This is a genomic window from Streptomyces sp. 184 (genome assembly GCF_045781775.1).
Classification (GTDB): domain Bacteria; phylum Actinomycetota; class Actinomycetes; order Streptomycetales; family Streptomycetaceae; genus Streptomyces.
This window is the reverse complement of sequence record NZ_CP123230.1, coordinates 7,110,798-7,136,029: the sequence shown is the minus strand read 5'-3', so window position 1 is coordinate 7,136,029 and position 25,232 is coordinate 7,110,798. Positions and strand designations below refer to the sequence as shown.

Sequence of the window (25,232 nt, the reverse complement as noted above, 5' to 3'; positions counted from 1 at the left end):
AGCGCTCCCACGCGGCGTCGCGGCCCACTCGTGGAGAGGACCCCCCAACGTGCGCAGGATCAGCAACCTCAGACTCGCCGGACCGTTCGCGCTCGCCGCGGCGCTGCTCGTCACCGGGCCCGCCGCAGCCGAGCCGTTCGCCGAAACCGGCGCCCGCCCGGGCGGCGGCGGCCGGACCGCCGCCGACGTTCCGTACGACTGGCGCAACGCCCGTATCGACGGCGGCGGGTTCGTCCCCGGCATCGTCTTCAACCGCACCGAGCCCGGCCTCGCCTACGCCCGCACCGACATCGGCGGCGCCTACCGGCAGGAGGCCGACCGGTCCTGGACGCCCCTGCTCGACTCCGTCGGCTGGGACGACTGGGGCCACACCGGCGTCGTCAGCATCGCCTCCGACGCCGTCGAGCCCGACAACGTGTACGCCGCCGTCGGCACGTACACCAACGACTGGGACCCCGGCAACGGCGCCGTGTACCGCTCCGCCGACCGCGGCGCCACCTGGCGCAAGGCCGCCCTGCCCTTCAAGCTCGGCGGCAACATGCCCGGCCGCGGCATGGGCGAGCGCCTGGCCGTCGACCCGCACGACAACGACGTGCTCTACCTCGGCGCCCCCAGCGGCCACGGTCTGTGGCGCTCCACCGACGCCGGCGTGACCTGGGCCGAGGTCACCGCCTTCCCCAACCCCGGCAACTACGTCGAGAACCCGGACGACTCCTCCGGCTACGCCTCCGACAACCAGGGCGTCGTCTGGGTCACCTTCGACGAGTCCACCGGCACCCCCGGCAGCCCCACCGGCACCGTCTACGTCGGCGTCGCCGACACCCAGAACTCCGTCTACCGCTCCACCGACGCCGGCGCCACCTGGGAGCGCCTGCCCGGCCAGCCCACCGGCCACCTCGCCCACAAGGGCGTCCTCGACGCCGACAACGGCCACCTCTACCTCGCGTACAGCGACAAGGGCGGCCCGTACGACGGCGGGGCCGGCCAGGTCTGGCGCCACACCACCGCCACCGGCGAGTGGCGCGACATCAGCCCCGCCCCCGCCGCCGACACCTACTTCGGCTACAGCGGCCTGTCCGTCGACCGGCAGGACCCCGGCACCGTCATGGTCACCGGCTACAGCTCATGGTGGCCCGACACCCAGATCTTCCGCTCCACCGACAGCGGTGCGAGCTGGACGCGGGCCTGGGACTTCACCTCGTACCCCAACCGCGAGAACCGCTACACCATGGACGTCTCCTCCGTCCCCTGGCTGTCCTGGGGCGCCGGCCCGCAGCCGCCGGAGCAGACGCCGAAGCTCGGCTGGATGACCGAGGCGCTGGAGATCGACCCGTTCGACTCCGACCGGATGATGTACGGCACGGGCGCCACGATCTACGGCACAGAGAACCTCACCGCCTGGGACACGGGCGCGAAGTTCACCGTCACGCCCGTGGTCCGCGGCCTGGAGGAGACCGCCGTCAACGACCTGATCTCGCCGCCCTCCGGCGCCCCGCTGCTCAGTGCGCTGGGCGACGTCGGCGGCTTCCGGCACACCGATCTGACCAAGGTGCCGGAACTGATGTACACCCAGCCGAACTTCACCACCACGACCAGCCTCGACTACGCCGGGACCCGCCCCGACACGGTCGTACGCACCGGAAACGCCGACTCGGGCCCGCACGTCGCGTTCTCCACCGACAACGGCGCCCACTGGTTCGCCGGCCAGGACCCCGGCGGCGTCACCGGCGGCGGCACGGTCGCGGCGGCGGCCGACGGCAGCCGGTTCGTCTGGAGCCCCGAGGGCGCCGGAGTGCACACCACCTCCGGCTTCGGCACCTCCTGGACCCCCGCCACCGGCATTCCCGCGGGCGCCACCGTGGAGGCCGACCGCGTCGACCCGCGGAAGTTCTACGGATTCGCAGCCGGCACGTTCTACGTCAGCACGGACGGCGGCGCGACGTTCACCGCCCGGCCGTCCACCGGCCTGCCGGCCGCGGGCGACGTGCGCTTCCAGGCCGTCCCCGGCCGCCGGGGCGACATCTGGCTCGCCGGCGGCGGCGGCGACACCTACGGCCTGTGGCACTCCACCGACGCCGGCGCGACCTTCGCTCGCGTGGCCGGTGTCGAGGAGGCCGACACGATCGGCTTCGGCAAGGCCGCGCCGGGCGCGAAGTACCAGGCGCTCTACGCGAGCGCCAAGGTCGGCGGCGTACGCGGGATCTTCCGCTCCACCGACGCCGGCGCCACCTGGGCGCGCATCAACGACGACGCCCACCAGTGGGGCTGGACCGGCGCCGCCATCACCGGAGACCCGCGGGTCTACGGGCGCGTGCACGTGTCCACCAACGGACGGGGGGTCGTCTACGGCGACGCCTCCTCGAAGTAGGCGTCGAGGGCCTGTTCCAGGTCGGTGGCCCACGCCTTGAGCGTCGCCTTGTCCGGGGCCTCCACCTCGGCCGGGCAGATGCCGCGGCTGTCGTGGACGCTCAGGACGAGGCGGCGGCCGAACCGGGAGGTCTTGTACTCGACCGCGCCGATCTCGGGCCAGGTGAACTCGGCCTCGGTGTCGTCGAGCTGGAAGCGCACACCGGTGCTGTCCACGGTGACGGAGCCACGGCGGTCGGCGGCCTCGAAGACGGGGCCGTCGCCGTCGTCGGCTTTCTTGTCGGTGTCGGCGTCCGTGTCGGTGTCTTCGTCGGCGTCGCCGTCCGCGGTGTCGGCGGCGGCGCCTTCGGCCTCCTCAGAGGCTTCGGTGTCCGCGGAGGCTTCGGCGTCGGCGGCGTCCTCCGCGTCCTCGGCTCCCTTGCTTCCCCTGCTTTCCTTGGCGTCCTCGGGGGCGTCCTCCTTCTCGACGTCCGCTTCGGCCGCGGTCGCTTCTTCCTTCTCCGTCGTCTCCTTCTTGTCCTTCTCCTCCTCCGAGTCGTCCGGCGGCGGCAAGACGAGGCCGGGCAGAGCGGCCGGGTCCGTCGCGGCGGCGTTGACGGGTGTGACGTTCAGACCTTTGTTCTCCTCCACGGTCCCAAAGTATGGCCGCTGGCCCCCCTCGCGGTCTCCGGGTCCGGTCACCTGCACCGGGATAACCGGTTCGTCACCGGGCGGCGGCTTCGTACCATGGCCGCCATGGAGATCATCACCGTGCCCTACGACCACCCCGACGCGGTCGCGCTCAACGACCGGGTCCAGATCGAGTACGCCGAGCGGTACGGCGAGGGCGACCACACGGTGATGGACCCGTCGCAGTTCGCGCCCCCGCGCGGGCTGTACCTGCTGGCGTACGACACCGACGGCACCCCGCTCGCCACGGGCGGCTGGCGGGCCATGGACGCGACGCCGGAGGGACACCGCGAGGGCGACGCGGAGCTGAAGCGGATGTACGTGGTCCCGGAGGCCCGCGGGCGCGGGATAGCCCGGCGCATACTCGCGGCGCTGGAGGAGAGCGCGCGGTCCGCGGGGCGGACGCGGATGGTGCTGGAGACGGGGATGAAGCAGCCGGAGGCCATCACGCTGTACCTGTCGGAGGGGTACGAGCCGACGGAGAAGTTCGGCTACTACCGCTACGAGCCGGAGAGCCGCTGCTTCGCCAAGCCGCTGCGGACCGTGCCGGCGGCGCGGGACGGCGAGCGGGCGGACGGCGAGCAGGCGGACGGCGAGTGGACGGGCGGCCGGCAGGCGGAGGGCGAGCAGGCGGAGGGCGCCGCGGCCCGCTGAGCGGCGATAGCGGCGGCGGACGCCGCGCTACGGGCCACGCCCCGGGTCGGCACGCGCGTCCCGCACGGCGGCCACGCCCCCGCCCCGTACGACCGCATCCCCGGGCCGTGCCCGCTACCCCTCCCGCTCGTCCACCACCCGGCGGAGCTTGCCCACCGACCGCTCCAGCGTCTCCGGCTCCACGACCTCCACCTCCACGCCGACCCCCACGCCCTCCCGCACCCGGCGCGCGATCGCCTCGCCAGCCGCCGCCCGCTGCTCCACCGGCGCTCCGGGCCTGGCCTCGGCCCGTACCGTCATCCGGTCGAGCCGGCCCTGGCGGGTCAGCCTCAACTGGAAGTGCGGGGCCACGCCCGGCGTGCGGAGCACGATCTCCTCGATCTGGCTCGGGAAGATGTTGACGCCGCGCAGGATGATCATGTCGTCGCAGCGTCCGGTGACCTTCTCCATCCGCCGGAACGCCGGCCGCGCGGTGCCCGGCAGCAACCGGCTGAGGTCGCGGGTGCGGTAGCGGACGACGGGCATGGCCTCCTTCGTCAGCGACGTGAACACCAGCTCGCCGCCCTCGCCCGCCGCCTTCACCTCGTCGGTGAGCGGGTCGACGACCTCCGGCAGGAAGTGGTCCTCCCACACGTGCAGCCCGTCCTTGGTCTCCACGCACTCCTGCGCGACGCCGGGCCCGATGACCTCCGAGAGCCCGTAGATGTCCACCGCGTCCAGCCCGGCACGCTCCTCGATCTCGTGGCGCATCTCCTCCGTCCACGGCTCGGCGCCGAAGATGCCGACGCGCAGCGAGCTGGTGCGCGGGTCGATGCCCTGGCGCTCGAACTCGTCGATGATCGTGAGCATGTAGGAGGGCGTGACCATGATGATCTCGGGCTCGAAGTCGCGGATGAGCTGCACCTGCCGCGCGGTCATCCCGCCGGAGGCGGGGATGACGGTGCAGCCGAGGCGTTCGGCGCCGTAGTGGGCGCCGAGGCCGCCGGTGAAGAGGCCGTAGCCGTACGCGACGTGCACCCGGTGGCCGGGCCGGCCGCCCGCGGCGCGGATGGAGCGGGCGACGAGGTCGGACCAGGTGTCGAGGTCGGCCGCCGTGTAGCCGACGACGGTGGGCAGGCCGGTGGTGCCGCTGGAGGCGTGCAGGCGGCGGACGTCGGCGACGGGGACGGCGAACATCCCGAAGGGGTAGTCCTCGCGGAGGTCGTCCTTGGTGGTGAAGGGGAAGCGGGCGAGGTCGGCGAGGGTGCGGCAGTCGTCGGGGGTGACGCCGGCGGCGTCGAACTTGCGGCGGTAGAGGGGGACGTTGTCGTACGCGCGGCGGAGCGTGGCGCGGAGGCGGTCGAGCTGGTACGCGCGGAGCGCGTCGGGGGCCATGCGCTCGCCGGCGTCGAGCAGGGGGGTGGGGGTGTCGGTTGTCGTGTCGCTCACGCTCGTCCCTTCGCGTCGCTCCCGTCGTCCGGGCCTGTCGACGGGTCGCGGACGATACGGCTCCGGCCCCGGAACTCCGCGATCACCTCGGCGCCGCGCAGCACGCTCACGTCGTAGACCCCGTTCCGCCCGAAGCGCACCCGCTCCTCCGCCCGCGCCACCAGCACGTCGCCGATCTGCGCGGGCGCGGCGTACGTGATGTCGGCGCCCGCCGCGACGGCGACGCCGCGGCTGTTGCAGGCGCACGCGAAGGCGGTGTCGGCGAGGAGGAAGACGTAGCCGCCGTGGGCGATGCCGTGGCCGTTGGCCATCTCCGCCGTGACCGCCATCCGCAGCGTCGCCGCGCCCGGGGCGGCCTCCAGCAGCTCGATGCCGTGGCGCCGGGCGGCCACGTCGGCCGCGAACACCGTCGTGCCGTCGTGCGGCGAGGTCATGTGCTGCACCACCTGGCTCCCCTTGTGGCCCGACCGATCATTCGGTTAGCTTGCGGAGCGGCCGGATCCCAGTCAAGAGGTACGACAGGACGTACGAGATGACGCAGCAGAACACGCCGCCGGACGAGCCCGGGGTGGAATCGTCGGGTGCGGCTGAGCCCGGCGCGGACGGGTCCGGCGCCGCCGGGGCCCGGGGCGCCGCGCCGCGCGCCGTGGCGGTCGTCGGCGGCGGCCGGATGGGCGCCGGGATCGCGCAGTCGTTCGCGGTCGCCGGGTCGCGCGTCGTGATCGTGGAGAGCGGCGCGGACGCCGCCGCGGCTGCGGTGGCGCGGGTCGCGGGCGGGCTGCGGCGGGCCGCCGAGCGGGGCCGGCTGGCGGCGGGAGTGGTTCCGGACGAGGTGGTGGCGCGGGTGCGGGCCGTCGCGTCGGTCGCGGAGTTGTCGGCGGATGCGGGGTCGTCGGCGGACGCGGGGCCGGAGTTGGTGGTCGAGGCGGTGCCGGAGGACGCCGGGCTGAAGGCGCGGGTGCTGGCCGCCGCCGAGCGGGCGGTGGGCCCGGACGCCGTGCTGGCCACGAACACCAGCTCGCTGTCCGTCACGGAGCTGGCCGCCGCCCTCGGCCGCCCGGACCGGTTCCTCGGCATGCACTTCTTCAACCCCGTGCCCGCCTCGGAGCTGGTGGAGCTGGTGACCGCGCCGGAGACGGCTCCCGCGACGCTGGCCGCGGCGCGCGGCTGGGCGGGGGCGCTGGGCAAGACGGCGGTGGTCGTACGGGACTCGCCGGGCTTCGCCAGCAGCAGGCTCGGGGTGGCCCTGGGGCTGGAGGCGATCCGCATGGTCGAGGAGGGCGTGGCGGCGCCCGCGGACATCGACACCGCGATGGAGCTGGGCTACCGGCACCCGATGGGCCCGCTGCGCCTGACGGACCTGGTCGGGCTCGACGTCCGGCTGGCCATCGCCGAGCACCTGCGGCGGACGCTGGGGGAGCGGTTCGCGCCGCCGGAGCTGCTGCGGGCGAAGGTCGCGCGGGGCGAGTTGGGGCGTAAGACGGGGCAGGGGTTCTACGCCTGGCCCTGAGCGGTCCCGGCGGCGCCCGGCCGGGTCCCCCGTGCCCGTAGCGCGTCCTGGGACGCCGTCCCGGCGCAGGCCCGCCCGCACGCGCTTTCGGGTCGGACCGTCATCCCGGAAGAGGGTCGTGTACGACCTGAGACACCGGCGTGTAAGACCCCGGTGGGGTTGCGTGCGCGGGTCGTACTGCTCCGGCAGTACGACTCAGAGCATCCGCCAGGATGACGACTTTCGCCACCGATCGCGGGATCGTTGGTATATGAGCCCACTCATGCTGTCGGTGCTGCTTTCGCTGGTGTCAGCGTTGGCGTACGCCGGCGCCGCCCTCGTCCAGGAGCGTGTCGCGGCCACCACGACCGACGCCGACGGCGCCGGCGGGGCGTTCGCGCCGCTGCACCGCGGGACCTGGTGGGCTTCCGTCGTGCTCAACGCCTCGGGCGCCCTGCTGCACGTGGTGGCGCTCGCGTACGGGCCGCTGAGCCTGGTCCAGCCGCTGGGCGCGCTGACGATCGTCTTCGCGCTGCCGATGGCGGCGATGTTCTTCGGCCGGCGCGCCGGCCGGGCCGCCTGGCGCGGTGCGCTGCTGTCGACCGTGGGGCTCGTGGTGCTGCTGGCGCTGGTCGGCCCCGTGGAGTCGCGCGAGCTGGACGGTACGACGGCGCTGGCGCTGGCCGTGGCGACGGTGAGCGTGCTCGCCGTGCTCACGCTGGCGGCCACCCGGATACGGCGGGTGGCGGCCCGCAGCGTCACGCTGGCGGTGGCCTCGGGCGCGGCGTTCGGCATGGCGTCGGTGTTCACCAAGGACGTCACCGCGGACTACACCGACCCGCTGGCCATCGGCATGATCGCGATCCTGGCCCCGGCCGGGTTGCTGCTGTCGCAGGCGGCGTACCGCGGCGCGGGCCTGTCGGCGCCGCTGGCGACGCTGACCGTGGTCAACCCCGTGATAGCGGCGGCGGTCGGCGTCACGGCGCTGGGCGAGACGGTGCGGTACGGGGCGCTGGGCGCCCTGCTCGCCGTCGGGGCCGGCGCGGTCGCGGCGGCGGGGCTGATAGAGCTGACGGTGCAGGCGCACCGCACACCGGCGGACGAGGCGGCGAAGGAGCGGCCGGCGATCGGGCCGGCGCCGGTCACCGCCCCGGGTCCGGGTCCGGGTCCGGAGGACGACGCCGCGGCGCCGGTCACCGGCAAGGTGCCCGCGCCCGCCGCGCCGCCCGAGCCGGTCGCCCCGGCTCCGGCTGCGGCCGAGCCCGGGGCCGCGCCCGGTTCCGTACCCGCGCCCACACCGGCGTACCACGCGGGCGCGGCAGCGGCGGCGGCGCACTACGAGACCGCCCCGGCCGCGGAGTCCGGGACGGAGGGGCGGACGACGGATGCGCCCGGGAGAGGTGCGTCCAGGTCGGACGTCCCCGAAAGCCACGGCACCGGGACCCGCGGCACCGAGACACGTACGCCCGGGACGCGTGCGCCCGAGAGCCGTGCGGTCGACGCCCGTGCGCCCGACGCCCCCGCGCCCGAGCCCTCCACTCCCGAGGCCGGCGCCCCCCGCACCCCCGCGCCCGAGACTCCCGCACCCCGGGACCCGGCGTCGGAGAACGCCGCCCCCGCGGGCCTGTCTCCCGCCGTGGCGGCGCTCATCGCCGCCGGTGCCGCCTCCGGCGGCGCCGCCCTCTCGCCGCACCACGTGGGCTGCTCCGCGTTAGCCGTCCTGCCCGGCCCCAGCCCCGCCACCGCCACCGCCGCCGACGACACCGACGCCGCCCCGCCCCCGTGGTGCGCGAAGGCTGTGCCAAGGTGGCCCCATGCGCCGCATCGCCGTGACCGTCTCCGCTCTCCTCGCCGCGGCGCTGGCCGCGTGCTCGACGGGGGAGCCCGAGGCGGCGGCTAGTGGGGGCACCCCCGCCAGTGGGGGAGGGAGCGGCACGAGCCCGGCGCCCACGGATCCGGGCGTTCAGGAGCTACGGGTACGGGTGCTGGAGCGCCTGCCGCATGACCCCGAGGCGTTCACGCAGGGCCTGGAGCTGCGCGGGGACGTCCTGTACGAGGGCACCGGCCTGGCGGGCAGCTCCTCCGTACGCCGCGGCCCTGCGGGCGGCGAGCCCGACGTCCGCCGCGATCTGCCCGCCCCCCTCTTCGGCGAGGGCCTGACCCTCGTCGGCCCCCGGCTCTGGCAGCTCACCTGGCAGAACGGCATCGCCATCGAGCGCGACGCGGACACCCTCAGGGAGCGGCGCCGCGTGCGCTACGCCGGCGAGGGCTGGGGCCTGTGCCACGACGGTACGGGCGGCAGCGGCGGCCGGCTCGTGATGAGCGACGGCACCTCCCGGCTCACGTTCCGCGACCCCGGTACGTTCGAGCCCACCGGACACGTGGACGTCACCCGCGACGGCGCCCCCGTCGACCGGCTCAACGAGCTGGAGTGCACCCCCGACGGCAGCGTCTACGCGAACGTCTACCAGACCGACACCCTCGTCCGTATCGACCCGGACACCGGCGCCGTCACCGCCGACATCGACGCCTCGGGCCTCCTTCGGCCGGCCGAGCAGCGGGACGGGGCGCTCCAGCTCAACGGGATCGCCGCCGTCCCCGGCGGCGAGGAGTTCCTGCTCACCGGCAAGCTCTGGCCGCGGATGTTCCGGGTCGAGTTCGTGCCGCGCTGAAGCCGCGGAAAAAAAACTTTGCGCGCGTGTCGATCCGGCAGGGTGTCGTTCGACGCATGGGCAGAAGGACGGCACACGGCCGCCCGCGACGAGAACGAGGAGACGCGCGATGCGCTACATGATGCTGATCCAGCCGGACCTGGAGAACAGCCCCGCGGACGGGATGCCCAGCCAGGCGGTCATGGACGAGATGGGCAAGCTGCTGGAGGAGATGACCAAGTCCGGCGTGCTGCTCGACACCGCCGGGCTGAAGCCCAACGAGGAGGCCGTGCGGGTCGTCTCCGACCACGGGAAGCTGTCCGTGGTCGACGGGCCGTTCACCGAGTCCAAGGAGATGGTCGGCGGCTACCTGGTCGTCCAGGTCAAGTCGAAGGACGAGGCCCTGGAGTGGGCGAACCGCTTCCTGAAGGCGCACGGCGAGGAGTGGGCCATCGCCGTCGAGGTGCGGGAGATCATGGAGGACGTCTAGCCGATCGTGACCGCCCAGGTCAGGGCGGTGACGAGTTGCCTTCGGCCGGGGCGGGCTGTTCTGATGTGGAGCTGTGACGGCTTCGCAGGACGCCCGCGCCCGGCGGGAGGGCAGCGCCCGGGAGGACGGGCCCCCGCCGCCCGCCGCCGCGCGGGCCGGTGAGGGGCACCCCGCCGACCGCGCCGTGGCCGCGGTCTGGCGGATCGAGTCCGCGCGGATCATCGCGGGCGTGGCCCGTATCGTGCGCGACATCGGCGTGGCGGAGGAACTGGCGCAGGACGCGCTGGTCGCCGCCCTGGAGCAGTGGCCCGAGTCGGGCGTCCCGGACAACCCCGGTGCCTGGCTCATGTCGACGGCCAAGCGGCGGGCCATCGACCTCGTCCGCCGCAAGGAGCGCTACGCGCGCAAGCTGGCGGAGATCGGCCACGACCTGGAGAGCCGCCGCCCGGAGGGCGAGGCGCGGCTCGCCGCGGTCGATGACGACGACATCGAGGACGACCTGCTGCGGCTGGTGTTCACGGCCTGCCACCCGGTGCTGTCCACGCCCGCGCGGGTCGCGCTCACGCTGCGGCTGCTGGGCGGGCTGACGACGGACGAGATCGCGCGGGCGTTCCTGGTCACGGAGCCGACGGTGGCGCAGCGCATCGTACGGGCCAAACGGACGCTGGCGAAGGCGGAGGTGCCGTTCGAGCAGCCGCAGGGCCCGGAGCGGGCGGAGCGGCTGGCGTCGGTGCTGGAGGTCATCTACCTCGTCTTCAACGAGGGGTATTCGGCGACCGCCGGCGACGACTGGATGCGCCCGGGGCTGTGCGAGGACGCGCTGCGGCTGGCGCGGGTGCTGGCGGGGCTGATGCCGAAGGAGCCGGACGTGCACGGGCTGGCGGCGCTGCTGGAGATCCAGGCGTCGCGGGCGGGGGCGCGCACGGGGCCCGACGGTGCGCCGGTGCTGCTGCTGGAGCAGAACCGCAGGCGGTGGGACCAACTGCTGATCCGGCGCGGGTTCGCGGCGCTGGCGCGGGCGCAGTCGCTGGTCACGGCCGGGGCGCCGGGGCCCGGTCCGTACGCGCTCCAGGCGGCGATCGCCGCCTGCCACGCGCGGGCGCTCCGGGCGGAGGACACGGACTGGGGGCAGATCGTCCGGCTGTACGAGGCGCTGGCGCGGGTGGCGCCGTCGCCGGTGGTGGAGCTGAACCGGGCGGTGGCGGTGTCCATGGCGTACGGGCCGGAAGACGCGCTGCGGATCGTCGACGGCCTCGCGGACGAGCCGGCGCTGAAGGACTACCACCTGCTGCCGAGCGTCCGCGGCGACCTGCTGCGGCGGCTGGGGCGGGCGGAGGAGGCCCGCGAGGAGTTCGCGCGGGCGGCGGAGCTGACGCGCAACACGCAGGAGCGCACGCTGCTCCAGACCCGCGCGGAGTCCGCGCCGGACGGGCCGGACACGCCGGACGGGCCGGAGCGAACGAGCCGTAGCTGACGGGCCCAGAGCGCACGGGCCGCCCTGGCGCACGGGGCGCCTGCGCCCGCCCCGCACCGGACACGGCGGTCGGCGGGCCGGGTGGCCGGGCCGTGCGCGGACGGCCCGGCTCGTCAGCCCTCCAGCACCAGGGGCAGGCCGAAGAGCGGGAACAGCCGGTCCACGCCCAGGAAGTTGTTCATCCCGGTGACCTTGCCGTCCTCGATCTCCAGGACCTGGATCGCCCAGGCGCGGAAGCCACCGGTCTCGGGGTCCGGGTGGTACTGCGCGAAGGCCGGCATGCCGTTCGCCGAGCAGGGGAGCAGCCGCGAGCCGCGGCAGACCGAGCCGGTCCCCAGGAACCAGGTGCGGATGTCCTCCGGGCCCCGGAGCCACAGCGGCAGCGGGGGCATGGAGAGGATGACGTCCTCGCGCATCAGCGCGGTGAGCGCCTCCAGGTCATACCGCTCGAAGGCTTCCACGTAGCGCTCTAGGAAGCGCTGCTGGTCGGCGTCCAGCGGCTTGGCCGGCTCGCTGTCGGCCGGGGGCTCGGCGGCCAGGGTGGCGCGGGCGCGCTGGAGCGCGCTGTTCACCGACGCCACCGAGGTCTCCAGCAGCTCCGAGACCTCGCTCGCCTTCCAGGCCAGCACGTCCCGCAGGATCAGCACGACGCGCTGGCGCGGCGGCAGGTGCTGGAGCGCGGCGACGAAGGCGAGGCGCACGGAGTCGCGCTGGGCCGCCACCTCGGCGGGGTCACCGCCCTCGGGGAGGACCTTCGTGTCCGGCATCGGCTCCAGCCACGTGGCCTCCGGGAGGGCCGAGCCGAGGGCGACCTCCGGGGACGTGGTCGCCGCGCCGGGCGAGGAGAGGTCCATCGGACGGGCGCGGCGCTGCGGGCTGCCGTGCATGTCGAAACAGACATTCGTCGCAATGCGATACAGCCATGACCGCATCGACGCGCGGCCCTCGAAGCGCTCGAAACCCTTCCAGGCGCGCACCATCGTCTCCTGGACCGCGTCCTCCGCCTCGAAGGCGGAGCCCAGCATCCGGTAGCAATACCCGGTCAGCTCGACGCGGTGGGACTCCAGGCGATTCTCCACCGGCTCTTCTGCGGCGGGGTCCGCCACGTCTTGTCTGGTCACGTTTGACATCGTACGGGCGGGCACTGACAACGGTCATCGGGTGCGACAGATGCACAGAATTCACCAACGAGCCATCGCAAGGGCTTACTTCCCGCCACCCGGCGTGGCACTGTGCGGATGATGTTGATCAGAGCAACCCGTCAGGAGTGCCCATGACCGGCAGACCCACTCGTCGTACGGCCCTGCTCACCGCGCTCGGCGCGGGCGCGGCCGCCGCGCTTCCCGCCGCCGCCGCGCACGCGGCCGGCGGCAGGCCGACACCCCCCGTCGTCGTCACCGACCAGAAGTCCCGCCGTGTCCTCGTCCTCGACTCCCGGGTGCCCTGGGACTCGGCGGACGCCGTCCGCTGGGCCTTCTCGCCGGAGGGCGACGAGAGGTACGCGGACCTGGTGCCGCAGGCGAGCTGGACGTACGTGGACGAGGCCAAGGCCCGCCGCCGCAGGGGCCGTACGTACCTGCTCACCACCGCCTCCTTCGGCTTCGCCGCCGTCGTGGAGGTGCCTACCGGCCGCCGCTACTGGGCCGGCGCCCTCGCCGGCGGCACGGACACGGTCAACCCGCACAGCATCGAGCTGCTCCCGGACGGCAACGTCGCCGTCGCCGGCAGCACAGGCGACACCATCCGCCTCTACGCCGCGTCGCAGGGCCCGGCGGCCGACACGTACGCCGAGTACCGCTTCGACGACGCGCACGGGCTCCAGTGGGACGACAGGCGCGGCGTGCTGTGGGCCATCGGCTACGACGAGCTGATCGCCCTCAAGGTCGGCGGCACCCCCGCCGCGCCCACCCTCACCCGCGTCGGCGGCGCCGCCCTGCCGCATCCCGAGGGCGTCCGGGCCGGCGGGCACGACCTCGGCCTGGTCGCGAGCCGCCCCGGGCGGCTGTGGCTGACCACGAACCACGCGGTGTACCAGTACGACATCGCCCGGCGCGAGTTCCGCCAGGACTTCGCCGGCGCCGCGCAGATCAGCCGGCGCAGCGTGAAGGCCGTCAGCGACGTGCGGGGCAGCGGCCGGGTGGCCACGACCGTGCCGGAGCCGGGCCTCGGCGAGACCTGGTGGACGACGACGGTGTCGGCGCACAACCCGGAGGGCGCGTACAAGCTCCCGGACGGCGGGATCTACAAGGCGCGTTGGTGGCAGTCGGAACCCCGGTGAACCCGGCCCGACCGGGCCCGGCCGCACCGCACCGGCGCCGCAGCTCCGGACCTGACCTCCGGTGACGTGCCGCCGCCGCCCTGAAGGCCGGTGTCCTGAAGCCGTGTCCTGACAGCCGGTGTTCCGGAAGCCGGTCCCCCGGAAGCCGGTCCCCCGGAATCCGGTGGCCCGGGAGCCGGTGGCCTGACAGCCGGTGCCGGCCGGCCGGTTCAGTCCTCCGGCTCCTCGGCGGTGGACCCGGCGCGCGTGCGCTTCCACTCCTCGAACTCCCTGCGCACCCGCCGGTCCATCGCCATGGCCACCTCCGCCTCCAGCACCTCCATCGACACCGGTCGCAACTGCTCCAGCGCGTCCGTCAGCCGCTCGATCTGCCCGGCCGTCAGCTCGCCCGCCGGCGTCTCCAGGACGTCGGGCAGCACGTGGGTGCGTATGAGCGCGGTGAACAGCTCGGCCAGGTCGTCGGCGTGCGCGCGCACCTCGCGGGCGGCGGCGAGCACGGCGGCCAGCGGCACGCCCTTGGCCACCAGCTCGGAGGAGGCGTCCAGCAGCCGCCTGCTGACGTGGATGAACTCCTCGCCCTCCACGGCGACATAGCCCATGTCGATGGACGTCGCCAGGTTCTCCGGCGAGACCTCGCCCGCGAACCGGTCGGCCAGCTCCTCCGGCGTGACGCGCACCGGGGTCTCCTCCGACCACGGCTTGGTCAGCGTCGCCTCCAGGCCCAGCAGCTCGGCGGCGCCGTGCACGTCCCGGCCGCTCTCGAAGGCGGCGATCAGCTCCGCTATGCCGCCGAGGGTGTGGCCGCGGTCCAGCAGGGCGGCGATCGTGCGCAGCCGGGACAGGTGGCCCTCCCCGTACCAGGCGATACGGCCCTCGCGGCGCGGCGGTTGGAGGAGCTTGCGCTCGCGGTAGAAGCGCAGGGTGCGGACGGTGATGCCGGCGCGCTCGGCCAGCTCCTCCGTCCGGTATTCGCGTCCCACCGTCTCGCTCCTCCGCCGCTCTGCCGTCGGTCCTGCTTCGGTCCTTCGCCGGTTCCCGCAGGTCTGTGCGGTACGCCCCGACCCCCAGGGTAGGACCTCGCGCCGACACCCCGCCCGCGGGCGGAAGTCGATCACGCCGGCCCCCTACCCATCGGTAAGAAGAGGCCCTAGTCTCTCATCGTGCCAGTGAATGCTGGCGCAATCGCGACTCCGGCTGGGAGGACGACGGCGATGACGCGCGAACACGTGAGGGTGGCGGTGATCGGTTCCGGCTTCGGCGGTCTCGGCGCCGCCGTACGGCTGCGCCGGGAAGGGATCACGGACTTCGTCGTGCTGGAGCGCGCGAGCGCGCTCGGCGGCACCTGGCGGGACAACAGCTATCCGGGCTGCGCCTGCGACGTCCCCTCGCACCTGTACTCGTTCTCCTTCGCGCCCAACGCCGAGTGGCCGCGCACCTTCTCCGGCCAGGAGCACATCCGGGAGTACCTGGAGCAGGTCGCCGACATCTTCGGCGTACGGCAGCACATCCGCTTCGACCACGAGGTACGCAGCATCCGCTGGGACGACGACGAGCTGCTCTGGGAGATCGACACCGCGCACGGCGAACTCGCCGCCGACGTCGTGGTCTCCGCCACCGGCCCGCTGTCCGACCCCAAGATCCCGGACATCCCCGGCCTCGACACCTTCCCCGGCAAGGTCTTCCACTCGGCGCGCTGGGACCACGACGTACCCCTGGGCGGCAAGCGCGTCGCGATGGTCGGCACCGGTGCCTCCGCCATCCAGATCGTGCCGTCCATACAGCCCGAGGTCTCCCGGCTCACCGTCTTCCAGCGCACCCCGCCGTGGGTGCTGCCGCGCGTGGACCGCGCCATCAGCGCCCCCGAGCGCTGGCTGCACGCGCGCGTCCCCGCGACCACCAAGCTGCGCCGCGGCCTCCTGTGGGGCATCCGCGAACTTCAGGTGCAGGCGTTCACCAAACACCCCAACGAGCTGGGTTTCCTGGAGGGCCTGGCCAAGCGCAACATGGGCCGGGCGATCAAGGACCCCGCGCTGCGCCGCAAGCTGATCCCGGACTACCGCATCGGCTGCAAGCGGATCCTGCTCTCCAACGACTACTATCCGGCGCTCGCCCAGCCCAACGTCGACCTCGTCGCCTCCGGCCTGAAGGAGGTGCGCGGCTCGACCCTGGTGGCCGCCGACGGCACCGAGACCGAGGCCGACGCGATCGTCTTCGGCACCGGCTTCCACGTCACGGACATGCCCATCGCCGACCGCATCAAGGGCCGCGACGGCACGACGCTCGCGGAGGCGTGGGGCGGCGGGATGGAGGCGCTGCGCGGCGCCAGCGCGGCCGGTTTCCCCAACCTGTTGACGATCATCGGCCCCAACACCGGCCTCGGGAACAGCTCGATGATCCTCATCATCGAAGCGCAGCTCACGTACATGGCCGAGTTCGTACGCCGCCTCGACCGCCTCCGCCGCCCCGGCGGCCGGGTCGCGCTCGACGCGCGGCCGTCCGCGGTGCGGGACTGGAACGAGCGGGTGCAGGAGCGGATGAAGCGCACGGTGTGGAACACCGGCGGCTGCGATAGCTGGTACCTGGACGCCGGCGGGCGCAACACGACCGTCTGGCCGGGCACGACGGGCGAGTTCCGGAAGGTGACGAGCAAGGTGCACGCGGAGGAGTACGAGGTGCTGCGCACCGGGGAAGGAGTGCTGCGCACCGGGGAAGGAGTGCTGCGCACCGGGGAAGGAGTGCTGCGCACCGGGGAAGGGGCGCGGCGTGCCCCGGAGGCCGCCGCCGCGCGGGGCGAGGGGGGCGTCCGGTGACCCGGCTCATGCACGCCACCTTCGGCCCGTACGCCCCGCCCGTACCCCGCCGCGAGCTGACCGCACTCTGCGCCGACGGCACCCGGCTGCACGTCGAGGAGCACGGCGCGAAGGACGCGCCCGCCGTCGTCCTCGCGCACGGCTGGTGCTGCTCGACCGCCTTCTGGGCGCCGGTGATCCGGCAGCTCGCACCCGACCACCGCGTCATCGCGTACGACCAGCGCGGCCACGGCCGCAGCCCCGCCGGCAGCTACGGCTCGTACCACACCGCCACCCTCGCCGACGACCTCGGCGCCGTGCTCGACGCGGCACTGGCGCCCGGCGAGAAGGCCGTGATCGGCGGCCACTCGATGGGCGGCATGACGCTGATGGCCGCCGCGGGCCGCCCGTACCTGCGCGAGCGGGCCGCCGCCGTGCTGCTGTGCAGCACGGGCAGCGCGCAACTGGTGCCCGAGGCGCGGGTGGTGCGGCTACGGGCCCGTGCGCTGCGCTCCGCCGTGCAGCGCGCGCTGCTGGTCTCGCGGCTGCCGATGGGGCCGGTGACGCCGCTGTCGAAGAAGGTGCTGGGCCCGGCGATCCTGGGCCGCGGCGCCACTCCGGCGCAGATCGAGGCGAGCGCCCGCATCGTCTTCGCCACCCCGCGCAAGGCGCGCGGCGTGTGGGGGCGGGTGCTGGCGACGCTCGACCTGGACGCCGAGGTGGCGCGGCTGCCGGTGCCGGCCGCGGTGGTGCACGGCAGCGCCGACCGGCTCACGCCGGTGCGGCTGGCGCGGAAGGTCGCCGACCTGCTGCCGGACTGCGCGGGGTTCACCGAGCTGGACGGGCTGGGGCACATGACGCCGATCGAGGCGCCGTACGCGGTGGCCGACGTGCTGCGCGGGCTCGTACGCGACCACCTGGCGGGCTCGCCGGCGGGGGCGCAGGCTGAAGGTGCCGCCGACACGGCGGCAGGGCCGGCCGCCGACACCGCCGCCGGGACGGCCATCGAGAAGGAGGAGGCGGGCGCATGAGCCGGGCGCGCGGACTTGAGGGCAGGACCGTCGTCGTCACCGGTGCCGCCCGCGGCGTCGGCGCCCTGCTGGCGCGCCGGCTGGCGGCGCGCGGCGCCCGGCTCGCGCTGGTGGGGCTGGAGCCGGACGAGCTGAAGAAGGTCGCCGACTCGCTGCCGGGCGACGCCGCCCACTGGCACGCGGACGTCACCGACCACGACGCGATGGCCGGCGCCGCCGCCGAGGTCGAGGAGCACTTCGGCGGCATCGACGTCGTCGTCGCCAACGCGGGCGTCGCCACCGGCGGCCCGTTCCTCGACTCCGACGCGCGTTCCTTCGACCGCGTCATCGAGGTAAATCTGCTGGGCAGCGTGGCCACCGCCCGCGCCTTTCTGCCGGCGCTGGTCCGTTCGCGCGGCTACCTCCTCCAGATCGCCTCGCTCGCCGCCGTGACGCCCGCGCCGATGATGGCGGCGTACTGCGCGTCGAAGTCCGGCGTGGAGGCGTTCGCGCACTGCCTGCGCGGCGAGGTCGGCCACCAGGGCGTGGACGTCGGGGTCGGCTATCTGAGCTGGACCGACACGGACATGGTGCGCGGCGCCGACGAGGACGAGGTGCTGCGCGACATGCGCGCGCGGCTGCCGTGGCCGTCGAACAAGACGTATCCGCTCGCACCCGCCGTCGAGCGGCTGGTCGCGGGCGTCGAGCGGCGCTCGCCGCACGTCTACGGGCAGTGGTGGCTGCGCGGCATGCAGTCGGTGCGCGGCGCGCTGCCGTCGATCGTCACCGGGCCGCTGGGGCGGCGGGAGATGCGCAGGCTGGCGCCGCGGCTCGCGGCGACGCGGGAGGGGCGCGGCGGGCTGGTCGGCGCGGGCGGCGCGGCGGACGAGCGGACGCGGGAGCTGCGGGAGACGCGGGAGGCGTAGCGCGGGCGGAGGGCCGGCGCGTCGTACGGAGGCGGGAGGTCCGGCGCGTACGGCAGAGGGTCGGCGCGTACGGCAGCAGGTGCGAACGCCCGTGGCCTGCCCGCCCGTACGCGCTGACCGCGGCCCCCCGCGCTCCTACGCGCCCGGCGCGGAACGACGGCGGAGGGGCGCGCCCGTGACGGGCGCGCCCCTCGTGCGTGGCTCAACTGCCCCGCGTCAGCGCTGGTCCTGCGCGTCGTCGCGGCCTTCCTGCATCCGGTCGCGGCCCTGCTCCGTACCCTCCTGGGCACGCTGCGAAGGGTCCTGGTCGGACTCCTTCCCGCGCTCGCGGCTCTCCTGCGCCTTCCGCGCGGCTTCCTTGGCCTTGTCGGCCGCGTCGCCGGCCTTGTCCTTCGCCTTGTCGAATGCGCCCATACTTTTCACTCCTAGTGAGAGGGGGGTTCGGGCCTCCCTCAGGCTTACATAAGTGGTGTAATGCCGCATTTCGGGGCCAAGTGCCGTTACGCCTCCCGCGTCTTCTGCGGGCGCGGCGGCAGCGGCGGCCGGCTCCGGTCCGGTACGTCCGTGTAGTCCGGCGGCGCCGCCGCGGGGTGCTCGTCGAGCAGGTCCAGCGCGGTGGCCACCGCGACGTTCAGCTCGGACGTGCGGCCCTCCGCCCAGTCCAGCGGCGTCCGTTCGGCGACCACGTCGGGCGCGACGCCGGCGTTCTCCACGCCCCAGCCGTACTCGTCGAACCAGGCCGCGTTCATCGGCACCGTGATCACCGTGCCGTCACCCAGCCGGTGCCGGCCCGTCATCCCGACCACCCCGCCCCACGTCCGCAGCCCCACCACCGGGCCGAGGCCCAGCAGTTTGAACGCCGCCGTGATCATGTCGCCGTCCGACGACGTGGCCTCGTCCGCCAGCGCCACCATCGGCCCGCGCGGCGCGGTCGAGGTGTACGAGACGGGCTGCGCGCCCCGCGTCAGGTCCCAGCCCATGATCGGGCGGGTCAGCTTCTCCAGCACCAGCTCGCTGATGTGCCCGCCCGCGTTGCCCCGTACGTCCACGATCAGCGACTCGCGGTTCATCTCCATCCGCACGTCCCGGTTGAACTGCGCCCAGCCGCTGGCGACCAGGTCGGGAATGTGCAGGTAGCCGCAGCGCCCGCCGCTCAGCTCGTGCACCACCGCGCGCCGCGCCGCGACCCAGTCCTGGTAGCGCAGCGGCCGGTCGTCGACGAGCGGCACCACGGCCACCCGGCGCAGCCTCCCCCTGCGCCCGGGGGGCGTGGGGGTGTCCCCACCGCTCCCCTCGATCGCGAACGTCAGCTCCACCGTCGTCCCGCCCGCCCCCGCCAGCAGCGGGTACGGGCCCGTGACCGGGTCGACCGCCCGGCCGTCGACGTGCGTGAGGACCGAGCCGTCCGGGATGCCGGTGCCGGCCAGCGGGGAGCGGGCGCGGGTGTCGGAGGAGTCGCCGGGCAGGATGCGGGCCAGCGCCCAGCCGAGGCCGTCGCGGGTGCGGACGAAGTTCACGCCGAGGAAGCCGATGGGCCGCTGGTAGTGCGGCGGGCCCTCGTTGCGGCGGGCGGGCGTGACGTACGCGTGCGACGTGCCCAGCTCGCCCAGCACCTCGCGCAGCAGGTCGGCGAACTCGTCGGGCGAGGCCACGCGGTCCACCAGCGGGCGGTACTGCGCCAGCACCGCGTCCCAGTCGATGCCGCACATGTGCGGCTCCCAGAAGTACGCCCGGATGATCCGGCCGGCCTCGTCGTACGCCTGGTGCCACTCGGCCACCGGGTCGGCGGTGTGCAGCACCCGCCGCAGGTCGATGTGGACGGTGGCGTCCGGGTCCGCCCGGTCGTGCGCCGGGATGGCGCGCAGCGAGCCGCCGTCGTTGACCACCAGCCGGCTGCCGTCGCCGCTCACCGCGATCTCCGTCACCATCGACGTCAGCTCGGTGAGCCGGGCGTTGGCGATGTCGAAGTACTCCAGCGTCGGCCTGCCCGAGGTGTCCGCGGGGTTGGCGAACGTCTCGCCCAGCGCGCCGGAGATCGGCCAGCGCAGCCACACCAGCCCGCCGCCCGCGACCGGCACGAGCGAGGAGTACTTGGAGGCCGGCACCGGAAACGGCGTCACCCGGCTCTCCAGCCCCTCCGGGTCCACCAGCACCGTGGAGTTGCCGCCCGCGTCCGGCGCCGGCCCGGCCCGGTCCATCCCGCCCGCCGCGGGCCGGCCCTCGGCGGACAGCGCGAACGGCGACGGCGTCGCGGGATGCAGCGGTACGAGGTAAGGGCGGGAGCCCAGCGGGAACGACAGGTCGCCGGTGTGCACGTCGTACACCGGGTCGAAGCCGCGCCAGGACAGGAACGCCAGATAGCGTCCGTCGCGCGTGAACACCGGCTCCTCATCCTCGAACCGGCCGTCCGTCACGTCCACGACCGTCCGGTCCGCGATCCGGGCGATCTTGATCTGCCGCAGCGAGCGGCCGATCCCCGGGTGCGCCCAGGCGACCCACTTGGAGTCCGGCGAGAACGCCAGGTCGCGTACGGGCCCGTTGACCGACCGGATCAGTTCGGTGACCTGGCAGTCGCCCGCCGCCTCCGCCGGCGACAGCTCCTCCGCGGCCCGTACCGCCTCCGCGAACTGCTCCGCCACCTCCGCCGACATCCGCTCGTCCGCGTGCACCCGCTCCGGCACCCGCACCAGCAGCAGCCGCCCGTCGTGCGAGGCGATAGCGAGGTGCCGCCCGTCCGGCGACGGCACCAGCGCCAGCACCCGGCCCAGCCGCCCCGCCGCCAGCCGCAGCGGCTCGCCGACGGCGCCGGTGCGCGGCAGGTCGGCGATCTCGACGGCGTCGTCGCCGGCGGCGTCCGTGACGTACGCGACGCGGTTGGTGTCGCCCAGCATCTCCGGCAGCCTGATCCGCACGCCGGGGGTCTCGGTGATGGTGCGCGCCGGGCCGTCGCGGTGGGTCAGCCAGTACAGCGCGCCGCGCACCGCGACCGCGCTGGCCCGCCCGGTGGTGTCGACGGTCAGCGCCCGGACGTTGTTCTGCGCGGCCACCTGGTACGGGCGCCGCCCGACCCGCGGGCTGCCGAGCCGGACGTCGAGGCGGCGCGGCCGGCCGGCGGGGCCGAAGTCCTCGGCGAGCCACAGCTCGCCGGCGCACTGGTAGACGACCCGCTGGCCGTCGGTGGCGGCGTTCCTGGCGTAGAACTCGGCGTGGTCGCTGTGCCGGCGCAGGTCCGTGCCGTCGGGGAGGCAGGAGTAGAGGTTGCCGCTGCCCTCGTGGTCGGAGAGGAACGCGATCCGCGCGGCGGCCGGCGGGCCGACGAACATCACGCACTCCACGTGCCCGCCGAGGTCCGCGAGCAGCCGCTCGCCGTGCAGGTAGATGCGGCCGGTGGCGCCGCCGCGGTAGCGCTTCCAGGCGGCGGGCTCGTGCGGCGGGCGGCCGGTCAGCAGCAGCGTCCTGCGGGAGCCGGACAGCTCGGCGACGGCGATGTCGTCGACCGGCCCCCACGGCAGCCGGCGCCCCGGGGCGCCGTTGGTCGGCACCAGGTAGGACCAGGTCTGGTACGACAGCGGCTGGCCCTGCGAGGACACCGCGAGGATCTGCGGAGGACCGCCGTCGCCCTCGCCGCCGCCCGGCGGCGTCCAGCCGCACACCCGGGTGTCCGGGCTGCCCCAGTACGTCAGCCGCCGCGCCCCGCCGCCCTCCGCGGCCACGATGTGGATCTCGGCGTCGAGGCTGTGCCAACTGGTGAACGCGATGGACCGCCCGTCCGGCGAGAAGCGCGGATGGCCCACGCGGGTGCGGTCGACGGTCAGCCGCCAGCCCCGCTCGGGCTTGGCGCCGGGGGCGGGCAGCGGGGCGATCCACAGGTCGTCCTCGGCGGCGAAGCAGAGGAGGTCGCCGTGCAGGTGGGGGAAGCGGAGGTAGGGCAGGCCGGAGTCGTGCGCGGGGGTGCTCTGGGAGCCGGCTGTCACAATCTCCATGTTTCGGGGCGTACGGGGGCACGGCAACTCGGGCGGCGACTGTCGCGAGCCGGATGCTGTTGCAAGGACTTTGCGATTGATTTGTATGACCGGGTGCCGTTGTGCCGATACATAGGGAGGCGGAGCCGGGAATCGACGGAGGGACGCCACCATGCATGTGCCCGACGGATTCATCGACGCGCCCGTCTCGCTGGCCGCCGGCGCGGTCGCCGCGGGGGCCGTGGCCGTCAGCCTGCGCGGCGCGCGGCACGAGCTGGCCGAGCGTACGGCGCCGCTGGCGGGGCTCGTCGCGGCGTTCGTCTTCGCCGTGCAGATGCTGAACTTCCCGGTCGCCGGGGGCACCAGCGGGCACCTGCTGGGAGGTGCGCTGGCGGCGATACTCGTGGGGCCGTGGACGGCGGTGCTGTGCATAGCCGTGGTGCTGCTGATGCAGGGGCTGCTCTTCGCGGACGGCGGGCTGACCGCGCTGGGCGTGAACATCACGCTGATGGGCGTGGTGACGGTGGCCGTCTCGTACGCCGTCTTCCGGGCGCTGTTCGCGGTGCTGCCGCGCGGCGGGGGCGGCCGGGCCGGGCTCGGGGTGGCGACGTTCGTGGCGGCGGCGCTGTCGGTGCCGGCCTCCGCGCTCGCGTTCACCGGGCTCTACGCGCTGGGCGGCACGGCGGACGTGTCGCTGACGAAGGTGGCCACGGCGATGGTCGGCGTCCACCTCCTCATCGGCCTCGGCGAGGCGGCGATCACCACGGCGACGGTCGCCTCGGTGGCGGCGGTCCGGCCGGACCTGATCCACGGCGCGCAGGGGCTGCGGCGCCCGCTGGAGCTGCGCACGGCGGCGGTGGCACGGCCGGGCACGGGTGCGGGTGCGGCGGCTACGGGCACGGCGGGTGCGGGCACGGCTGGTGCGGATGCGGCGGTGCCGGGGGCGGCGGCCTCCGCCGCGCCGGTGGCGGGGCAGCCTGGGCAGGCCGGCCCGGCCGCGGAGCCGGGCAGGCCCGGGCGGTCCACCCGGCGGGTCTGGGCCGTCGGACTGGCCGCGTCGCTGGTCCTCGCCGGGATCGTCTCCTTCTACGCCTCCTCCGAGCCGGACGGCCTGGAGAAGGTCGCGGGGGACAAGGGCATCGCGGAGGAGGAGAAGGAGCACGCGCTGTCCGACTCCCCGCTCGCCGAGTACGGCGTCGAGGACGTCACCGACACCCGCCTCTCCGGCGGCCTCGCGGGAGTCATCGGCGTCACCCTGACCCTGGCGGTGGGCAGCGGCGTGTTCGTCGTGATCCGCCGCCGCCGGGACGGCTCCGCCGCGGCCGGGACGGAAAGCGGCGAAGGCCGTGCGGACCAGGTCCGCGAGGGGGCGCCGGTGGCGGGATCCGCCGACGTCAGGCCGGCGGCCGGCGCCGCCGCGCGCCCGGCCCCGGGCGCCCCGCGCGACGCCGCCGGACCGGCCACGGACGGGGGCGCCCACCCGGGTCCCGGCGGGGCGGGCACGCGGCCACAGGCCCGGCCGGAGGGCTGACCCTTGGGGGCGGGGCACGCGCACAAGCTGTACCGGCACGGGGACTCGCCCGTGCACCGGCTGCCCGCGCACGTCAAGCTCGTCGCCGCGTTCTGCTTCGTCCTCGTCGTCGTCGCCACCCCCCGCGAAGCCGTCTGGGCCTTCGGCGCGTACGCCCTGCTGCTCGCCGGCGCCGTCGCCGCCGCGCGCGTGCCCCCGGGCTTCGTGCTGGTGCGCCTCGTCCTGGAGGTGCCCTTCGTCGCCTTCGCCGTCCTCCTCCCCTTCGTTGCCGAGGGCCCGCACACCGAGGTCCTCGGGCTCTCCCTCAGCGAGTCCGGCCTCTGGGGCGCCTGGAACGTCCTCGCCAAGGGCACCCTCGGCGTCGCCGTGTCCGTGCTGCTCGCCGCCACCACAGAACTGCGCGCGCTGCTCCTCGGGCTGCAACGGCTGCGCATGCCGCCGCTGCTGGTGCAGATCGCGTCGTTCATGGTCCGCTACGGCGACGTGATCGCCGACGAACTGCGCCGGATGCGCATCGCCCGCGAGTCCCGCGGGTTCACCGCCCGCGGCCCGCGCCACTGGGGCGTGCTCGCCCGCACGGCCGGCGCCCTGTTCATCCGCTCCTACGAGCGCGGCGAGCGCGTCCACCTCGCCATGGTCAGCCGCGGCTACACGGGCACCATGCCCGTCACCGACCGGGCCGGTGCCACCCGCGCCCAGTGGTCGGCCGCCGCCGCGCTGCCCCTCGCCGCCCTCGCCGTGTGCCTGCTGGGATGGAACCTCGTATGACGCAGCCGCCCGCGCTGGAAGTCACCGGCCTCGCCTACGCCTACCCCGACGGCCACCAGGCCCTCTTCGGCGTGGACCTCACCGTCGAGCGCGGCGAGCGCGTCGCCGTCCTCGGGCCCAACGGCGCCGGCAAGACCACCTTCGTGCTCCATCTGAACGGCATCCTCGGCGGCGGCGCCGGCACCGTGCGCGTCGCCGGACTGCCCGTGGAGAAGCCGAACTTCGCCGAGATACGCCGCCGCGTCGGCATCGTCTTCCAGGACCCCGACGACCAGTTGTTCATGCCCACCGTCCGCGACGACGTCGCCTTCGGGCCGGCCGCCGGCGGCATGCGCGGGCCCGAGCTGGAGGCGTGCGTGCAGCGCGCGCTGGCGCGGGTCGGCATGGCGGAGTACGCCGACCGGCCGCCGCACCACCTGTCCTTCGGCCAGCGCCGCCGGGTCGCCGTCGCCACCGTGCTGGCCATGGAGCCGGACGTGCTGGTGCTCGACGAGCCGTCGTCCAACCTCGACCCCGCCGCCCGCCGCGAACTGGCCGAGATCGTACGGTCCCTCGACGTCACCGTGCTGATGGTCACCCACGACCTTCCCTACGCCCTCGAACTGTGCCCCCGCTCCGTCATCCTCGGCGGAGGGCTGATCGTCGCCGACGGCGCGACCAAGGAACTCCTTCTCGACGCGGAGCTGCTGGCCGCGTACCGCCTGGAAATACCCTTCGGCTTCGACCCGGGCCGGGCATAGGGTCCG

Annotated in this window: 20 protein-coding genes and 1 pseudogene; 14 read left to right on the top strand and 7 right to left on the bottom strand. The window is 74.6% G+C overall.

Going from position 1 to position 25,232, the window contains the following annotated elements; genetic code table 11:
• Window positions 1–49 precede the first annotated feature (49 nt).
• A complete protein-coding gene (locus QBL21_RS30270; protein ID WP_407565412.1) occupies window positions 50–2,368 on the top strand; it encodes a WD40/YVTN/BNR-like repeat-containing protein in 2,319 nt (772 codons plus the stop codon).
• Here QBL21_RS30270 and QBL21_RS30265 read toward each other — a convergent pair.
• Window positions 2,344–2,997, bottom strand: a complete 654-nt coding sequence (locus tag QBL21_RS30265; RefSeq protein WP_407565411.1) for a hypothetical protein — start codon at window positions 2,995–2,997, stop codon at window positions 2,344–2,346. The genes QBL21_RS30270 and QBL21_RS30265 overlap by 25 nt on opposite strands.
• A 96-nt stretch (window positions 2,998–3,093) precedes the next feature.
• Between QBL21_RS30265 and QBL21_RS30260 the strand changes: the two are divergent.
• Window positions 3,094–3,615, top strand: a pseudogene (locus QBL21_RS30260) (GNAT family N-acetyltransferase); the annotation flags it as partial.
• A gap of 189 nt (window positions 3,616–3,804) precedes the next feature.
• Here the strand turns inward: QBL21_RS30260 and paaK are convergent.
• The gene (gene paaK / locus QBL21_RS30255; RefSeq protein WP_407566612.1) at window positions 3,805–5,064 is read right to left on the bottom strand and encodes a phenylacetate--CoA ligase PaaK; all 1,260 of its coding nucleotides are present in this window, start codon (window positions 5,062–5,064) and stop codon (window positions 3,805–3,807) included.
• Between the two features lie 50 nt (window positions 5,065–5,114).
• Window positions 5,115–5,564, bottom strand: a complete 450-nt coding sequence (gene paaI, locus QBL21_RS30250) for a hydroxyphenylacetyl-CoA thioesterase PaaI (protein WP_407565410.1) — start codon at window positions 5,562–5,564, stop codon at window positions 5,115–5,117.
• 86 nt (window positions 5,565–5,650) lie between these two features.
• Here paaI and QBL21_RS30245 point away from each other — a divergent pair, with 86 nt between their 5' ends.
• From QBL21_RS30245 to QBL21_RS30225, 5 genes are all read left to right on the top strand, one after another.
• Window positions 5,651–6,628: a 3-hydroxyacyl-CoA dehydrogenase family protein gene (locus QBL21_RS30245; protein WP_407565409.1), complete on the top strand. Its 978-nt coding sequence runs from the start codon at window positions 5,651–5,653 to the stop codon at window positions 6,626–6,628.
• A 250-nt stretch (window positions 6,629–6,878) separates the two neighbouring features.
• Window positions 6,879–8,507 (top strand): DMT family transporter, encoded by a 1,629-nt coding sequence (locus tag QBL21_RS30240; protein WP_407565408.1) that lies wholly within the window; start codon window positions 6,879–6,881, stop codon window positions 8,505–8,507.
• Entirely contained in the window at window positions 8,422–9,279 is an 858-nt protein-coding gene (locus QBL21_RS30235; protein ID WP_407565407.1) for a glutaminyl-peptide cyclotransferase, read from the top strand. The genes QBL21_RS30240 and QBL21_RS30235 overlap by 86 nt, the downstream gene beginning before the upstream one ends.
• A 109-nt stretch (window positions 9,280–9,388) precedes the next feature.
• Entirely contained in the window at window positions 9,389–9,748 is a 360-nt protein-coding gene (locus QBL21_RS30230; RefSeq protein ID WP_407565406.1) for a YciI family protein, read from the top strand.
• Window positions 9,749–9,821: 73 nt separating this feature from the next.
• A complete protein-coding gene (locus tag QBL21_RS30225) occupies window positions 9,822–11,222 on the top strand; it encodes an RNA polymerase sigma factor (RefSeq protein WP_407565405.1) in 1,401 nt (466 codons plus the stop codon).
• A 113-nt stretch (window positions 11,223–11,335) separates the two neighbouring features.
• On the opposite strand, the gene QBL21_RS30220 is transcribed toward QBL21_RS30225, so the two are convergent.
• Entirely contained in the window at window positions 11,336–12,352 is a 1,017-nt protein-coding gene (locus QBL21_RS30220) for a sigma-70 family RNA polymerase sigma factor (protein WP_407565404.1), read from the bottom strand.
• Between the two features lie 143 nt (window positions 12,353–12,495).
• Here QBL21_RS30220 and QBL21_RS30215 point away from each other — a divergent pair, with 143 nt between their 5' ends.
• Entirely contained in the window at window positions 12,496–13,500 is a 1,005-nt protein-coding gene (locus QBL21_RS30215; protein ID WP_407565403.1) for a DUF6528 family protein, read from the top strand.
• 209 nt (window positions 13,501–13,709) lie between these two features.
• Here the strand turns inward: QBL21_RS30215 and QBL21_RS30210 are convergent, their stop codons facing one another.
• The gene (locus QBL21_RS30210) at window positions 13,710–14,480 is read right to left on the bottom strand and encodes a MerR family transcriptional regulator (RefSeq protein WP_407565402.1); all 771 of its coding nucleotides are present in this window, start codon (window positions 14,478–14,480) and stop codon (window positions 13,710–13,712) included.
• A 231-nt stretch (window positions 14,481–14,711) separates the two neighbouring features.
• On the opposite strand from QBL21_RS30210, the gene QBL21_RS30205 reads away from it, so the two are divergent.
• From QBL21_RS30205 to QBL21_RS30195, 3 genes are read left to right on the top strand one after another with little or no spacing between them, the layout of a single operon-like run.
• Window positions 14,712–16,310, top strand: coding sequence for a flavin-containing monooxygenase (locus QBL21_RS30205; protein ID WP_407565401.1), 1,599 nt, complete (start codon window positions 14,712–14,714; stop codon window positions 16,308–16,310).
• Window positions 16,307–17,320: an alpha/beta fold hydrolase gene (locus tag QBL21_RS30200; RefSeq protein ID WP_407565400.1), complete on the top strand. Its 1,014-nt coding sequence runs from the start codon at window positions 16,307–16,309 to the stop codon at window positions 17,318–17,320. Before QBL21_RS30205 ends, QBL21_RS30200 begins: the two co-directional genes overlap by 4 nt.
• Complete coding sequence (locus QBL21_RS30195) at window positions 17,317–18,225, top strand: SDR family oxidoreductase (RefSeq protein ID WP_407565399.1); 909 nt, start codon at window positions 17,317–17,319, stop codon at window positions 18,223–18,225. The genes QBL21_RS30200 and QBL21_RS30195 overlap by 4 nt, the downstream gene beginning before the upstream one ends.
• Before the next feature lie 216 nt (window positions 18,226–18,441).
• Here the strand turns inward: QBL21_RS30195 and QBL21_RS30190 are convergent, their stop codons facing one another.
• Both QBL21_RS30190 and QBL21_RS30185 read right to left on the bottom strand, forming a co-directional pair.
• The gene (locus QBL21_RS30190) at window positions 18,442–18,639 is read right to left on the bottom strand and encodes a hypothetical protein (protein ID WP_407565398.1); all 198 of its coding nucleotides are present in this window, start codon (window positions 18,637–18,639) and stop codon (window positions 18,442–18,444) included.
• Window positions 18,640–18,725: 86 nt separating this feature from the next.
• On the bottom strand, window positions 18,726–22,208 hold the full coding sequence (locus QBL21_RS30185; protein WP_407565397.1) for a S41 family peptidase: 3,483 nt from the start codon (window positions 22,206–22,208) through the stop codon (window positions 18,726–18,728).
• 151 nt (window positions 22,209–22,359) lie between these two features.
• Between QBL21_RS30185 and QBL21_RS30180 the strand changes: the two genes are divergently transcribed.
• From QBL21_RS30180 to QBL21_RS30170, 3 genes are read left to right on the top strand one after another with little or no spacing between them, the layout of a single operon-like run.
• Window positions 22,360–23,718 (top strand): energy-coupling factor ABC transporter permease, encoded by a 1,359-nt coding sequence (locus QBL21_RS30180; RefSeq protein WP_407565396.1) that lies wholly within the window; start codon window positions 22,360–22,362, stop codon window positions 23,716–23,718.
• Window positions 23,719–23,721: 3 nt separating this feature from the next.
• Window positions 23,722–24,486, top strand: coding sequence for a cobalt ECF transporter T component CbiQ (gene cbiQ, locus QBL21_RS30175; protein ID WP_407565395.1), 765 nt, complete (start codon window positions 23,722–23,724; stop codon window positions 24,484–24,486).
• The gene (locus QBL21_RS30170) at window positions 24,483–25,226 is read left to right on the top strand and encodes an energy-coupling factor ABC transporter ATP-binding protein (protein ID WP_407565394.1); all 744 of its coding nucleotides are present in this window, start codon (window positions 24,483–24,485) and stop codon (window positions 25,224–25,226) included. The genes cbiQ and QBL21_RS30170 overlap by 4 nt, the downstream gene beginning before the upstream one ends.
• Window positions 25,227–25,232 lie beyond the last annotated feature (6 nt).